Annotated in this window: 13 protein-coding genes; 6 read left to right on the forward strand and 7 right to left on the reverse strand. The window is 47.2% G+C overall.

Features of this window, described 5'->3' with window-relative positions; all coding sequences use genetic code 11:
• Position 1 precedes the first annotated feature (1 nt).
• Genes H6F73_RS13200 through H6F73_RS13210 form a run of 3 tightly spaced genes read right to left on the reverse strand, consistent with a single transcriptional unit; the run spans position 2 to position 2,666 of the window.
• Entirely contained in the window at positions 2-2,173 is a 2,172-nt protein-coding gene (locus H6F73_RS13200) for a serine/threonine-protein kinase (RefSeq protein ID WP_190759177.1), read from the reverse strand.
• Positions 2,154-2,432, reverse strand: coding sequence for a hypothetical protein (locus tag H6F73_RS13205; RefSeq protein ID WP_190759178.1), 279 nt, complete (start codon positions 2,430-2,432; stop codon positions 2,154-2,156). Before H6F73_RS13205 ends, H6F73_RS13200 begins: the two co-directional genes overlap by 20 nt.
• A 12-nt stretch (positions 2,433-2,444) precedes the next feature.
• A complete protein-coding gene (locus H6F73_RS13210; protein WP_190759179.1) occupies positions 2,445-2,666 on the reverse strand; it encodes a helix-turn-helix transcriptional regulator in 222 nt (73 codons plus the stop codon).
• Between the two features lie 118 nt (positions 2,667-2,784).
• Here H6F73_RS13210 and H6F73_RS13215 point away from each other — a divergent pair, with 118 nt between their 5' ends.
• From H6F73_RS13215 to H6F73_RS13225, 3 genes are all read left to right on the forward strand, one after another.
• Positions 2,785-3,225, forward strand: a complete 441-nt coding sequence (locus H6F73_RS13215; protein WP_190759180.1) for a hypothetical protein — start codon at positions 2,785-2,787, stop codon at positions 3,223-3,225.
• Positions 3,226-3,332: 107 nt separating this feature from the next.
• Entirely contained in the window at positions 3,333-5,123 is a 1,791-nt protein-coding gene (gene typA, locus H6F73_RS13220) for a translational GTPase TypA (protein ID WP_190759181.1), read from the forward strand.
• A 942-nt stretch (positions 5,124-6,065) separates the two neighbouring features.
• Complete coding sequence (locus H6F73_RS13225) at positions 6,066-6,806, forward strand: hypothetical protein (protein ID WP_190759182.1); 741 nt, start codon at positions 6,066-6,068, stop codon at positions 6,804-6,806.
• Between the two features lie 174 nt (positions 6,807-6,980).
• Here the strand turns inward: H6F73_RS13225 and H6F73_RS13230 are convergent, their stop codons facing one another.
• From H6F73_RS13230 to H6F73_RS13245, 4 genes are all read right to left on the reverse strand, one after another.
• Complete coding sequence (locus H6F73_RS13230; RefSeq protein WP_190759183.1) at positions 6,981-8,132, reverse strand: hybrid sensor histidine kinase/response regulator; 1,152 nt, start codon at positions 8,130-8,132, stop codon at positions 6,981-6,983.
• Between the two features lie 2 nt (positions 8,133-8,134).
• Positions 8,135-8,503 (reverse strand): response regulator, encoded by a 369-nt coding sequence (locus tag H6F73_RS13235; protein WP_190759184.1) that lies wholly within the window; start codon positions 8,501-8,503, stop codon positions 8,135-8,137.
• On the reverse strand, positions 8,504-9,949 hold the full coding sequence (locus H6F73_RS13240) for an ATPase domain-containing protein (RefSeq protein WP_190759185.1): 1,446 nt from the start codon (positions 9,947-9,949) through the stop codon (positions 8,504-8,506).
• A gap of 255 nt (positions 9,950-10,204) precedes the next feature.
• Positions 10,205-10,882 carry a class I SAM-dependent methyltransferase gene (locus tag H6F73_RS13245; protein ID WP_190759186.1) on the reverse strand — a complete coding sequence of 226 codons (678 nt, stop codon included), beginning with the start codon at positions 10,880-10,882 and terminating at the stop codon, positions 10,205-10,207.
• 201 nt (positions 10,883-11,083) lie between these two features.
• On the opposite strand from H6F73_RS13245, the gene H6F73_RS13250 reads away from it, so the two are divergent.
• From H6F73_RS13250 to H6F73_RS13260, 3 genes are all read left to right on the forward strand, one after another.
• Positions 11,084-12,040 (forward strand): peptidylprolyl isomerase, encoded by a 957-nt coding sequence (locus tag H6F73_RS13250; RefSeq protein ID WP_347239530.1) that lies wholly within the window; start codon positions 11,084-11,086, stop codon positions 12,038-12,040.
• Between the two features lie 205 nt (positions 12,041-12,245).
• On the forward strand, positions 12,246-13,376 hold the full coding sequence (locus tag H6F73_RS13255) for a HetZ-related protein 2 (protein WP_190759187.1): 1,131 nt from the start codon (positions 12,246-12,248) through the stop codon (positions 13,374-13,376).
• An 892-nt stretch (positions 13,377-14,268) separates the two neighbouring features.
• Positions 14,269-15,348 (forward strand): hypothetical protein, encoded by a 1,080-nt coding sequence (locus H6F73_RS13260; RefSeq protein ID WP_190759188.1) that lies wholly within the window; start codon positions 14,269-14,271, stop codon positions 15,346-15,348.
• Positions 15,349-15,360 lie beyond the last annotated feature (12 nt).

Genomic DNA, 15,360 nt, shown 5'->3' on the forward strand with positions numbered 1-15,360 from the left:
ACTAGAACTTAAGCGCCTGATTATTATCCACCGGCTCATCTTTCTTATCTTTTTCTTTCAACTCATCTTTCTTATCTTTTTCTTCCAAAATAGTCCGCTTGCTTGCTTCCAACTGTCTTTCTGCCTCTTTTTGTGCCTTGACAGCTTCTTGAAAATTCGGTTTTAACTGCACCGCTTTTTCATAAGAAACAATTGCATCTTCGTATCGTTTCAAGTTAAATAAAGCATTACCCCGGCTGTACCAAGCTTCATAGTTATCTGGCTTGATATACACTGCGCTGTCATAAGAATTAACCGCTTGTTCGTACCGCTTTAAGTTATACAGCGCATTGCCTCGGTTGTACCAAGCTTGGGCATCATTTGGCTGCAACTGAATCACTTTATCATAAGATCCAAAAGCTTCTTCATACCGGCGCAATTGATGCAGTGACCAGCCTAAGTTGTACCAAGCTTCATAAGAATCGGGGTTTAACTGAACTGCTTTTTGATACGGTTCAATTGCGTCTTGATACCGTTTCAAATTATTCAGTGCATTGCCTTTACTATACCAGGCTTGAAAATAGTCTGGTTTTAAGCGAACTGCTTTATCATAAGATTCAACCGCGTCTTTATAGCGATTTAATTTGAGGAGTGAATTACCGCGATTATACCAGGCTTTGTAATAATCAGATTTGAATTCAACCGCTTTATCGTAGGAAGCAACGGCATCTTCATATCGCTGTAAATTATGCAACGCCCATCCCCGATTGTACCAAGCTTCATAATAGTCTGGTTTATTTTCAATCGCCTTTTCATAAGAAGTAATCGCTTCTTCATATCGCGGAACTTTCAGCAGCACTTCGCCTCTTCCATTCCAGGCTTCTGAATAAGCCGGCTGAATTTTTAACGCCTCATTAAAGGAAGCAATCGCTTCTTCATACCGTTTTAAATTATCTAAAAGATAGCTTCTTCCGATCCAGGCTTCTAAATAATCAGGCTTAATTTGAATTGCTTTCTCGTAAGCTTCTAAGGCTTCTTTTTGTTGTTTTAAACTCGACAATGCGTTAGCTTTATCTTTCCACGCTTCCGCATAATCAGGTTTAATTTTAATCGCTTTTGTGTAAGACTCAAGCGCTTCTTCATAACGCTTCAAATTATAAAGGGTGTTTCCTCGACTATATAAATCATTCGCATTGGATGAATGGATAGAATTAACAATAGAAACCGAAGCTAATCCAATGCCTGCTCCTACGACAGCCAGAGAAATTAAAATCATTAACAGCTTCGATTGCGATTTTTTCGCTTTAACCGGCAGCCCCCCGCCTACCGGCTTTGTTGGCAAAACCGGCTTCTTCAACTCTTTAAGTGCTTGCAGCGCTTCCGACGCAGAAGGATAGCGCTGCCGGAAATCATAGCGCACCATTTTATCTAAAACTTCTGCGAGTTCAGGACTAACAGATACCCGTTCTCGCCAAATAATTTCTTCAGTATCGGCGTCTTTTTCAAATTGGTGAGGAAGCAAGCCTGTCAGTGCTTGAATCCCAATAATTCCCACAGCATAAACATCACTGCTTGGTTTAGGGTTCCCATGAGCTTGCTCGCTAGGCATATAACCCGGAGTGCCAATGCTCACACTCACACACGTCTGCCCTGCCGGCTGCACTTGTGTGGTAATTTGTTTAACCGCGCCAAAATCAATTAAAACTAACTTGCTATCTTTATTGCGCCGGATAATATTGCTAGGATTGATATCCCGATGAATTACATTTTGCTGATGGACAAACTCTAAAACTTCAAGAATATCTTGCAATATGCAAATTACCTCATCCTCGCTTAAACTTCCGCCAGTAACTCCATTTTGACCGGGGTTAGAAGGGGAGAGTTCCTTGCCCAAATCGCGCCCTTCAACGAATTCCTGTACTAAATAGAATTCTTGAGCTTCTTCAAAATATGCAAAAAGTTGAGGAATTCGTTCATGTTTCCCCAACTTATACAAAACTTGCGCTTCGGTATCGAATAAACGTCTCGCTGTTTGCAACGTTGCCGGATCGTTTGCCTGCGGCTTGAGTTGCTTGACAACACACTGATGGTTGCCTGGTAGCTGCCGATCTTCAGCTAGATAAGTTTGACCAAATCCCCCGCCTCCCAAATGGCTGATGATGTGGTAACGCCCACTAAGTGTTGTTTTCAGCATGAGATTTGTACAGTATTGGTGGAAGGAAAGCCGATGATTTGCTTGATGGCTGATTTTGATCTTGCCACAAATTACATGAGTGCTGAGTGATGATTTTTGGGCTAAAGGAGTTTTGAGGAATGAGTGCCCATACCTTTAGGTTAGCGAAGCCTTGCCCATACCGTTCTTGTTGGCGAAGCCTCGCCCCATGCCCTATGCCCAATGCCCCATGCCCTATGCCCAATGCCCCATGCCCAATGCCCCATGCCCTATGCCCCATGCCCAAAAAAGCCTACTGCTCTACAATCTCAAATAAATCTTCAATCAGCACATCAAACGCCCGCGCCAGCTTTAGTAAAGCATTCAGATCAGCCATTGTCATCCCAGCAGAGACGGCATAAGTTTTAACCGTACTGTAAGGAACTCCTGAACGCTCAGAAACTTCTTTGAGCGTCCAGCCTTCTTTCGCGGCAAATTCCTTAATTCGCAACTTGACCAATTCGCCTCTTGACATATAGTCGAGATTTCGGCTATTCTAGAAATCATTATAAAAGCAATCACCCTCCGGCCTCGCAAACTGAAGGGCGATCACTTAATCAATACAATTACCCACAAAGTGGGAGTCATCTACAATGATACCAACACCGCTGCAGGAAGCAACGGTTGCTCATGCGCTTTATCGATTTGTTAGCGCCGAAGCCATTGCCCTTCTGCTCAACATTAAACCTGAAAAAATTCTTAAAATCCGCTGCTGGGCGCACGTCATCCTGGTCGTGGGAAAAGGCTTTAGCCGGTTTGTTAGCTACGCAGATTTGCCGCCGGTTGTGGGAGTGAAGCCGCCTACGCCTCAAGATTATCTCCGGTGGCGTAAGCGCTGGCAGAAAAACAATTATCAAGCCCCGGAGTTTTGGGGTGCATTTTACACCCAAAAGCTCAGGCAAACTCGCCGCTTTTCCCAACTCCACGCCTGGTTGCGGTTGATAGAAGCAATCAAATCTTTACTACCGGCATCGGCAGTGCGAGAGCTGCAAAGTATATATACTCAGCAAAATGGTTATTTACAGCCGGCCTAAAATCCCCTTGACCGGCTCACTTACGCCACAAATAAGTTACAATTATTAAGAATATTTAACCCAAACTGCTCCGTCATACCGACAGCAATTCAGTCTCCGACGCAACTATGAGTCTTCCCATTCGCAACGTCGCCATCATCGCCCACGTCGATCACGGCAAAACCACCCTGGTTGATGCCCTGCTTAAACAATCCGGCATCTTCCGCGAAGGGGAAGAGGTACCAGATTGCGTTATGGACTCCAACGCCATTGAACGTGAGCGCGGCATCACAATTCTCTCCAAAAATACAGCCGTCAGATATAAAGACATTCTGATCAACATCGTCGATACACCCGGACACGCCGATTTTGGCGGCGAAGTTGAGCGGGTGCTCGGCATGGTCGATGGTTGTCTGCTCATTGTGGATGCCAACGAAGGCCCAATGCCCCAAACCCGCTTCGTGCTGAAAAAAGCGCTGGAAAAGGGATTGCGCCCGATTGTCTTCGTGAATAAAATCGACCGGGGTCAGGCAGATCCCTACGGCGCGGTTGATAAAGTTTTGGATCTGTTTATCGAATTAGGCGCAGACGAGGATCAGTGTGATTTTCCTTATCTGTTCGGTTCCGGGTTAGGCGGCTACGCCAAAAAAGAGTTGGAAGCCGAAGGGGTGGATATGGAACCCCTATTCGAGGCGATTCTCGATCATGTGCCGCCACCAGTCGCTGACCCCAGCAAGCCGCTGCAATTGCAAGTCACCACCCTCGATTATTCGGAATACCTGGGGCGGATCGTAATCGGTCGCATCCATAACGGCGTGATCAAAGCCGGCCAACAAGCCGCGCTTGTTACGGAAACAGGTGAAATTGTCAAGGGTAAAATCACCAAATTGATGGGCTTTAGCGGGCTGAAGCGGATTGACATGGCAGAAGCATCCGCCGGCTATATCGTCGCAGTTGCCGGTTTTGCGAACGCCAACATTGGCGAAACCATTACCTGCCCCAACGAACCGCTAGCGCTGCCCCTAATTAAGGTCGATGAACCGACCTTGCAAATGACCTTCTCCGTCAACGACTCCCCGTTTGCCGGTCAAGAAGGCACTTTGGTCACCTCGCGGCAAGTGCGTGATCGTCTCTTCCGCGAACTCGAAACCAACGTCGCCCTGCGCGTCGAAGAAACCGACTCCCCCGACAAATTCAAGGTTTCCGGTCGCGGTGAACTGCACTTGGGCATCTTAATCGAAACCATGCGCCGCGAAGGTTACGAGTTCCAAGTTTCGCAGCCGCAAGTCATTTACCGCGAAGTCAGCGGCCAACCTTGCGAACCCTTCGAGTGCTTAGTGCTCGACGTACCCGAAGAAGCCGTTGGCGGTTGCATTGAGCGACTTGGCCAGCGCAAAGGCGAAATGCAGGATATGCGCGTTGGTGGCAACGGTCGCACCCAGCTAGAATTTGTTATCCCCGCCCGTGGCTTAGTGGGTTTCCGGGGTGAATTCATGCGCCTAACTCGCGGCGACGGCATCATGAACCACAGTTTCCTTGACTACCGGCCTCTCAGCGGCGATATTTCTGCCCGTCGGAATGGTGTGTTGATTTCCTTTGAAGAAGGCGTCGCCACCTACTACTCCTTGCAAAATGCTGAGGATCGGGGTGTATTCTTTATCACTCCCGGTACGAGGGTTTACAAAGGCATGATTGTGGGTGAAAACAACCGGCCTCAAGACCTGGAGTTGAATCTCTGCAAGACAAAGCAGTTAACCAACCACCGCGCCTCTGGTGGGGAAGAACTGGTGCAGTTGCAAGCGCCGGTGGACATGAGTTTAGAACGGGCGCTGGAATACATCGGGCCAGATGAACTGGTGGAAGTCACGCCGCAATCAATTCGCCTGCGGAAATTGAGCAAGAAGCTAGCCAGACGCTAAATCAAATAAACGCATCGTAGCCGGTAACTTCAAACCTGCCGCTACATAAACTAAGCCCGCAAATGCGGGCTTTTTTGTTGCGAAGCAACCATTTCACGAGGAAGCTGCTACGCCAATAAGTTTTTCTATTGAAATGCAGAAGTAGTGGCGCAAGAGTGTGTGCGCCCTCTTGACCAGAGAGGGAGAGAGGCATGGGGGATTTCAATTTGCCTCCTTAAAATAGTGAATTAGAGACGCATTAGCTTCACCAGAAACAAGTTCACAGAAAGCTGTGCTTTGCTTCTCTTGTGCTGGAGTAGTAAGTTTTTATACACAGTTAACTGCCGGTTTTTTGCGAGGTTAACGGTTGAGTTAAATCATTGAATACAAACAAGCATAAAACTTTTTTGCGACGTTTTATTCAAGAAATTGTTCCAATTTGTACATTGAAACCCGGCTTTTTGCGTTTGAAGTTGAAAGTGGGAAGTTAAGTGCTTGAAAGATGAGTGATTGCTTCCACTAATTTATTCAATTTCTTTACGTTTGAATCGATCTCTAGCTAGAGAGAGAGGAAGCAAGGTAGATGCTGGGTTAAAAGTACGGAATTGAGATCCAATCAACAGGCAAAAAGTGAAGCCCTATTTCCCTGATTGAATTCAGTATTTTTAAGGTTATTGAGCTTGATAAAGACGGGATTCAGACAAGATTAAATCAGTGAATATACCTGTTATTGAAGGTTCGGCTGCAAATCTCCCTTGGGGCTGATACGGCTGAGCTGGTCGTTAACCTATGATGTTAATCAGCTCAAACAGATAGCTTGCTGAGCAAAGCTTAAAAGTTAAGTTCAGCGTGACTTGAATGTAAAAGGTTCTCAAACTGCTTAATATTAAAGCTGTTCGAGAGGTCGGGGACGATCATCTATAAAACAGAAAAATTTTTTGACGAGTTCTACTAAGGATAATTATGAAACCGAACGATCCAAATAACTACAGCCGTGAAGTTCAGAGAGAAGTTCATACCGATCCTGTAATCCACACACAAAACACCACAACCCGAACCACTGAAACAGTTAACGGTGTAAACCCTGCCAAAAAAGCGGCTTATCACGATGGTTACGTGCATGGGCGAGTTGTTGAGAACTCCCAACAAGCTGAGGTTCAGCGAGTTCGTGAGAACGATACTGCCGCGCGTGGATTGTTACTCGGCATCATCCTCACCTCTCTCATTGGCTTGGCTCTGGGTGCCGTATACTACCAGAATCAGCGCAATGAGGCTCCTAACCCGGCTGTTGCACCCACAACGGCACCTCGCGCCATCGAGCCTTCACCGGCAGAAGCGCCTATTCGCTCTACGGAAAGAGAAACCACAATTATTGAAAGAGCGATTCCCGTTCCTCAGCCGGCTGAGCCACAACCGAGTTCTCCAACAAATATCGATATTACAGTTCCCAATCCCTCAAACCAACAAGCTCCCGTAGAAACACAGCCGGCTCCTAGCACGCCGCCAAACATCAATATCACTGTTCCCAATTCAGTGAACCAAGAAGCTCCCACACAAACTGAGCCGAAAAGCAGCAGTGGAACGGATACAGACACCTCCAGCAATGCTGAGAGTGACGCTTCCCCTAACCGCTCTGGTGCCGCGACCTTAACCCAACCGAGTAACACCTCTGGTGCCGGTGAGCCGGCGAATTCCGGGCAATAAAAGTTTTAACACGCATCCTATCTTGATTACTGCATCTTGATTGTCATCCCAAACTTTAGCCCTTTCTAGAAATAGAGAGGGCTTTTATTTAGCAACAGCGTTTAAGTGTGTAAACTTCTACTTTAAAATCTCAAATTTGCAAGCGCGAACGTCACAGCGAACGCGCCTAAATTTTTACTCCTGGCGCGAGCCACCGGCATCTGTACTGATGCACATTGAAGGACTGTTGAAAGGAGTCAAAGGCAGCGTAACAGTAAAGGTAGTGCCGGCACCCAGTTCACTTGCAACTTCGATCTCTCCCCCGTGCAAATCCACACACCTTTTCACAATTGACAGCCCTAGTCCAGTACCCGGAGTCTTCCCAACATTTTTAGCACGATGGAACGACTCAAACAATCGGGGTAAACTTTCTGGAGGAATGCCAATTCCCCGATCTTGAATTTGAAAAATCACCTTTGCCCCATCACAAACAACATTCAAGCATACATTGCTATCTTGGGGCGAGTATTTAATCGCATTTGAGACTAAATTAGTGAGGATATGTTGCAGCAAGTTTCTATCGAGCATGACAAGGCTGCACTGACCCTCACAAACAAACGTAAATCGGTTTTGGTTCTTAGCAACCGTAGACGGCTCGCTTGCATTGGTGTGCGCCATATCTTCCATCAGAGCAACGCAGAATTCTTGGAGATTGAGCGGTGCTGGGTAGCACTCCATTTTCTCCAAATCAGAACGACTGATAACCAAAACATTGTCTAAAAGTTTGGTCATTCCTTGAGCCGCGTCTTCAATTCGCCGCAAATACCCGATTCTTTTCTCTCGATGCCAGGGTTCATCGTAAATTTCTAGTAACTGTGCACAAGAGTAGATAACGGTAAGCGGGTTGCGAAACTCGTGGGATACCATAGAGCAAAACTGCGACTTAAGAATATTAAGTTCTTCCAGTTGCTTGTTGGCTTCATGAAGTTCTAAAGAAAGCTGTCGGGTTCGCAACATAATTTCCACACGAGCTTGCAATTCTACCTTTTCAATTGGGCTGGTGATCAACTCATCAACGCCTTGCCACAGATGTCGAGTCGCCATTCCCACCTCTGGACGGGAAACGATGAGGAGAACAGGTAGAAAAACCGGCTGCTCAGATGCTTTTCGCTCTTGCAGCCACTGCCTCCACTGCTCCGTTGCCGGCCCGTCCAAAAGGCACAAATCAAAGCGTTCTTCCAGCTGTTGATCCGAATCGGGTAACCCAACCTCGTAAAACGATTCCAGCCACTGTGCCAGCAGCCGGCGGTTTTCTTTGTGTTCTAAGAGCAGTAAAATTCTTGTCATATTTACTCACCCAGCAGGTTGCGAATGAGGCCGAGTAATTGGTTTGCCACGAGTGGTTTTACTAGCATATTACGTGCTCCATGTGCGAAACTCTCCTGCTGAATTGCCGCACTTTGCTTTGGGGAAAGTACCAGAAAAGGAATTTGTGCGGCTTGCAGTTGCTCGCAGTGTTCCCAAATACTCCGGTCAAAACCGGAAATATCTAGTAAAACCACTCCAATTTCTTCTTTGCGCTCTAAAAATTGCTCAAACTCTTCTAAGCTAGTCGCGCAGAGAACTTGGTATCCTTCCTTTCCGAGAAATTTGGCTAGCAGTTCTAAATTACGCCGGTTGCGATCAAGAGCTAAAATCAGCGGAGTTTCTGCCATCATTTATCTCTCTTTTTTGGAAATCCATTCTGGATTACCGCTCAGGAGACCGCGAAGTTCAAGCAGGGGTCTACCGACTTTAATTCCATAGCGTGTGACCTCAATTTCTCGTAAGGCTTTCTCAAAGGAAGACAGTCGTTTTTTGAGTACCCCGATTGCTTTACGCATTTCGCCTTCCATTTCTAGATAACGAAGGAAGACAATGTTATCAGCAATATAGCTCATTCCAATCTCAGTGACGCGAAATTCACCCGTAACAAAGGCCATTTCGTTAACTAAGATGACTGTCACGCCCATATTTTTTAGATATTGGCACAGCGCATGAAGGTGACTAACCAGGTCGTCGCCTCGCAGAGAAATCCGATAGCCTGAGATGCTATCAATCATAACAATGCGTGCCTTTTTCTGCTCTACCTCCCGGCGAACTTGACGGGCGAACTCGTCAGGGGTGTAGTGCATTGGCTCTATGGGGACAATGGAAAGCGTTCCCCGCTTGGTCATGGCGCTGACTGGAATATTAACCGATTCACAGCGCTGCACAAGGGTTTCTTCAGCTTCTTCAAAGGTGTAGACTGCCGAACGCTCGCCTCTGCCGGCAGCTTCTTTCATAAACTGAAGTCCCAGAGTGGTTTTGCCAACGCCGGTCGGGCCGGTGACAATGGTGATGGTTCCCCGTTCCAATCCGCCGTGCAGCAGTTCGTCGAGTTCTGGCACCCCAGACGAAAGTGGCTCCGGTACATAGTCCCTGCTGTAGGCTCCAGGTTGCAAGCGGGGGAATACCGCCATGCCGCCTCCAGTCAAGCGCATTGAGTGCCGGCCTCCTCGGAAGTCCGATCCGCGAAATTTGGTGACGTGAACGGTGCGTCCTTCAGCAGCGTAGTTCAGGTGAATAACGCCATCACTCATAAATTGCAGGTCGTCATCAGGAGCGTTCTCGCTGCCTTCTGAGGTGGACATAATTGTAGCGTTCTGTTCCAAGAGAAAGCGCATAAATGAAAGCACTTGCTTGCGGAACTGAAAGGCATCGCTAGAGAGGAAGCGGAACTGAGTCATGGCATCGAGAAACACCCGATCAGGTTTTAAGCTCTCGACTTCGTCAATAATTTTTTGAGTGGTGGGTTCTCGTTCTACCTCCGCAGGAGAAAAGAGGTCGTAAGTCTGTACCTCAGTAAAAAAGTCTGAGGTTGGACTGAGATCGAGAAAAGCCATGCTTTTCGTATCAACACCCAACTTTTCGGCGTTGCGGCGGATTTGCTCTGCGGGTTCTCCCAGGGTGATATACAGAGCTTTCTCGCCATTTTCAACACCGGCAGCTAGAAAGTGCAGTCCGAGGGTGGTTTTGCCGGCACCAGGGCCACCCCGGACTAGATAGGCTCTGTTGGGGACTAAGCCTCCATAAAGAACTTCGTCTAGACCTGGAATCCCTGTGGATAAGCGGTCTTGAGGCATCTTGGGTTCTTGCTCCTTGTCATATCACACTAATGGTAGCTAAGAACCGGGCTTTCTCAGGTTAGGGGTCATAGCAATTTTTCTAAAGCGCAGCGTGCTACTGGCTAGCGGTAATTAGGCTGCTGTCTTCAATAGAGCGGTTCTCAAATAGACTGGAGGGAAGTCAGAAAGACCTTGGGGACGTTCCCCCCAAACCCCCCATTGGGGAGGCAGTACGGGGTGTGCTGTGCCTTGTTAGCCGGCTGTTGACGATTATCAGGCCGGTCTTTGGCCGGAGTAGACGGCAAAACGATAGTTTTTATACCAGCAGTCAACTTGAACAAAACCCACTTCGGACAACCAATTAAGTTGGTCTTGTAGAGTAGCTGTTTTATCTGCTTTCATGCGCTCGATAGCAACTTCTATATCGCGGTCAGTGCAACCTTTGGCTTTAGCGCCGTTGAGCCAAGCCTGAGCATATTTTTCTTCGTTCTCCGGCGTGGTGCCTAAAGTTTGGTCTGCATTAATGAAATAACCGCCGCTTTGCAACGCACCAAAAATCTTTTGAAACACCCTTTTTAACTGATCTTGCGGTGTATGATGCAGCGCCAAAGCCGAAATGACAACATCGTAGTTCCCGACAATTGGCGCATTGATAAAATCCAAAACCAAGTAATCAATATTGCGATTTGAACCGAAACGCTCTTGTGCCTTGCTCAACATCTGGGATGAAATGTCGGACAAAGTGATGCTGGCTTGTGGAAAGGCAGCCGCAACCAAGCCAGATAGCAGCCCCGTGCCAGCGCCAATGTCAAGTATTTTAATGTGGGCTTGACTGTTGTGAGGAATGAGTTCGAGTGCAGTGCTGTAGAAATCATCAAAACACGGAATGTATTGACGTCGAGTGCGGTCATAATCTTGTGCGGCAGAATCGAAAAGAGCTTTGATGTCCACGATTGTTATTGGCGGTAAATGGGAAGGCGTTCACACTACCCTAATCTTTCTCTCACCACAATAAATTAGCCCTGCCTCCAAAAGGGTTGCGGGCCTAGCGTCAATAGTCTCAAGGGCGATTGTCAATTAGTCATTTATGGGTTTAAACCCTCTTTTTTGTACTGCATTTGCCTTGCTGGGAAGCAATTTGCCTATCTATCTGTGCGAACAACCGTCCAAAATCCTCAATTGCCCCCTATAATTGCGATGGCTTTCCCGCAAACTCCACTCAATTGCGGGGAGACAACGCCAACCGGCCACCCGAAATCGGGGCAGAGAGTGGGTAGAATTCACCTTTACGCTGTTGTTGTGCCATCCCCATCAGGTATGGAATCCCAAACTTTCCTCACCATTGACGATCAACCGATTTCTCTGCGTCAAGCCATTAGTTACCTACGCACCACCGGCGATCTGTCGCGCACGATTCAAATTATTCTGCGGCAACATTTGGTGGAACAACAACTAGAGTCCCGCGCCGGCTTAGAAATCGATCCCCTCCGCATCGAGCAAGCGATCATTAATTTCCGGCTCAAAAATGGCTTAATTGAGCCAGAAAGCTTTGAGGAATGGCTGCAAACCCAGCGCCTCAGCTACAGGGATTTTCGTAAGCAATTGCTCACCGGCATGAAGCTTACTCAGCTCAAGGCGGAAGTGACAGCTTCCAAAGTTGAGGAATACTTTAAGGAAAATAAAACACGACTCGATCAAGTTGTTCTTTCTCGCATCGTTGTCAGCGATCAAAATTTGGCTGAGGAATTGACGCGGCAACTCATTGATGATCACCGGCCCTTTGAAACCTTAGCGAGAGAGCATTCGATTGGCAGTGAACGCCTTATGAATGGGATGATGGGGTTAGTGATGATGGGACAACTGCCAGAGCCAATTCGAGAAGCGATTGAAGGGGCGACGATTGGCGATTTAATTGGGCCGGTGGAAGTTGAAGGGCGCTATCACTTGTTGCGCGTTGAGCAATGGCAGCCGGCCTCCCTAGAAGGGCCGCTAAGACAGGAAATTCAAGAGCAAATGTTTGAGCAATGGGTGCAAGAGCATCTGAAAAATAAAGCGATTAAACTCCACCTTGATGAATCTCCCTCTGGGCTGTCACAACAGAGAATTTAAATGGGAAAATTGTCAGAAAGTGTCGAGGTTGAATGTTGACTCTTGAAAGTTTGGAGCCGGCCATCCAAGCGCCCTTTTCTCACCGCTCATAGAAAAATTTCCCTGTGGAATTTTATATTTAAATACTCACGATCCTCGGTGGAGAAAGCTTAGAATCGGGGATGTTGGGCAGTTGCTCAACACGCGTGTGAGGAGCGCAACCGGAATGAAACTGGCTGAACAAATAGCACAAGATTGGCGATTACGACTGGCGAATGACTGCCCAAACTATGCCACAAGCACCCATGAAAGTATTATCTGTTGGTTAGTGGGTGAAAATGTAGCGCGATTTGAAATCTTAACTCTGCCCGAACTGGCTCTGGCTCAGCAAGCGATGGATTTCCGCTACCGGATTTTGCGCCAGCGCTATCTGGGAGTCACACCGGCTCAGGCATACCGGCATCTCATCCAGCGCTTAGGCAGTTTGGTGCTGCTACGCCAAAAAATTCGCACTTGGGTGGCGCTCAGTCGTGATCGTCAGCGCTCGGTGGTGGATGTGGTGCAAGAGGTTATTCAAGAAATGTTGCAGGGTGATCGCTATATGCAGCAGCAAATTTCTTGGATCGCTCAGTGTACCCAAGAGGCACGTCTGCGTAATGCACTGGTACTCGCGACTACCGAAGAGTATTGTATGCGACCTGTTCGCAACCAACCGCTGCTTGTCTACCGATTTGTTAATTATCTGCGCCGGTGCCAACGCGGCGGCTTAACCCAAGTGCCGGCAGATGAATTGATCCGGCTTGTGTCTGAAGAAGTTTCTCCCTCTGACACAGAGGGTTCTATCAGTTTGTTAGATGTGCAGGCAAGTGTTCAACATCAAGAGGTGCAAGCTTGGGAAGAACAACATCTGCTACGAACCTCTGTTCAGCGAGAGTTTGAAACTTATTTAGCAGAAAATGTCGGCCCAATGGGGGTTCAGTGGCTCAGACTCTATTTGCAGGGTCGTTCTCAAGATGCGATCGCTCAGGAGTTAAAGCTGCCGGTGAAGCAAGTCTACCGGCTGCGAGAAAAAATTAGCTACCATGCGATTCGGGTTTTTGCACTCAAAATTCAGCCTGAGTTGGTGGCGAGTTGGTTAGAGACTTCTTTAAGTGAACACAGTCTGGGTTTAACCTCGGCACAGTGGCAGCAATATTTAAACAGTCTGACTGCAGTGCAGCGCCAATTGCTGGAGTTGCTGAAAGCCGGCGACTCGATTCATGCGATTGCGGAGGCTTTGAAGCTTAAACCTAATCAGGTGATCGGTGAGTGGACTAAGCTATATATTGCGGCTCAAATGCTGCGGAATGTGTCTTAATCGTCACGAATTGCCGGCATTTTGTTCAGTCGCTTTCGGGTGTTTGTTGCAGAGAATCCTAGCTTTGGGAAGGAAGCGTTAAGGTGCATCTCTCCCGTCGCCATCAAGTTTGAGGGGGAAGGGGGTAGAAAAATTTATCAGCTAAGGCACATTTCAATTTGCTCGTTTATACGAACAATTCAACATCGGCGACTTTCTCCCCCCTGTCTTGATTTGGGGGCGCAGATGAATGTGATCCTAGGAACCCTTCTCTGCCTTGATCCGGGCAGATTCATTAAATGCTTCTCTAGCTTAATATTTGGGTGATTCCCAACATTTATATTACAAGCGCCGATTGAAGAGATCGCCTGCCGGCAACACCGATCACTTTTCCTCACAAACCTTCCTCCCCCTAAGCGGACTCGATATTATAAGTGAGAAATCGCAACCCGTTAAGTGAGTTGCTGGCAAAAAATGTATTTTTCACTTCTTTTTTCCATGTTAATTTTCCTTTTCTTTGCTAGATTTTATAACTCTTACATATTAGAATAATAGCAATTTGTCAAGTTAAGTTAATAGTGTTTGAGTGTTCATAGGCCACGTAAAACTCAATTTCAAGATAGCTCGAATCGAAAATACTTCGGGTTAGTGATATTGAAAGCTGAAGTGCGGGGTATCCTAAATGGATAATCCGTAGATTTGGTAAATGCCTTGACAAATGGCAGCTTTTCCTAAAAATCTCTAAAGATTTAAGCCATAAAAACAGCGCCCTGAATTCTTGCAGAAAAGCGTTTTTGAAGGAGATCCGGAAAAGCTGAAACTCCTGGGGAAGTGGTGCTGAACTCGCCCGTTGAATTCAATGCCACCCAACCGGCACCCGCTGGGCGAACCCACAACAAATAGGAATTTCTTCATGGATAATACTCAGGTTTTTAAGTTAATTGACAGTGTTCTTTCCTTAGAGGTTTGCTTGTACCATCAAGTGTTGCCCTTAGCGCGGCAGGAAAAAAGCCTGCTACTGGGGATGGTTGATCCACAAGATGCCTCGGCTTTAAACTATGTCCGCCGAATGCTGAAAAATTTAAATTGCACAGTGGTACCAAGACGGATTTCTGCTGAGGCGCACAAGTCGTTTCTTTCGGCTTACTTGAACTATAAGGGGCAAACGCAAATACAGACTGAACCGGCAAAGGCTTCCGGTTCTGCCACGGTTATTCAAGAACCGCAGCCGGTGGCACCTAAAATGCAAAAGAGTCCTTTACCGCAAAATAGCCAACAAGTGAAGGCGCAAACGCCTGTAGGGCAGCGCCCGCCCGTAATGCCGGCGGCGGCTAAGAAACCGGCAACCACACAGCCGCCATCCGATTTGCCGGTTTTGAAAGTGCAGGCATTTTACTTATCGCGTCCGATTCAGATGCTTGCCAACTTAGGGCCTCAACAATTAATTCAAGAGTTGCTAGGGCGGGTATTATTAGAAGGAATTGGCCGGCTTTATTTAGAGCGACACCCGGAATACGGTCGAGTTCTCTGGACTCAGCAGGGGGTGTTGCAATCCGCAATCGAAAGTTTGCCCTTACCAGTATTTGAGGGGTTAGTTCAAGAATTTAAGCACTTTTTCAATCTTCCCTATATGCCGGTGCAACAAGCCACACAGGTGGAGATAGAACGGCTTTATAACAAAACTCATTTACTGTTGCTATTGCAAGTGACCCCAGGTAAAAATGGTGAAGAGGTAAACCTTCAGGTGTTGCGCGGGGAAGCTTTGAAGTTTTACCAACAGCAAAAAATCGCAGATTTGAGTCAAGATGCGTTAAAGCTGGCGATGCAACTCCAACGTAAGCTGAGTGAAATTGGTAATCGCTTTGATCGAACCCTGACTTCAGAATCGCTTGAGGTGCTACCGGCAATTGATCAGCTGGTTAAAAGCATGGATCGGCAGCTACAGGCACTACATACCTCGCAAGACAATGAAGGGGTGAATGGCGAAGGGTGAGTGCGGATCTCA

The sequence above is a fragment of the Microcoleus sp. FACHB-68 genome (assembly GCF_014695715.1).
Classification (GTDB): Bacteria; Cyanobacteriota; Cyanobacteriia; order Cyanobacteriales; family Oscillatoriaceae; genus FACHB-68.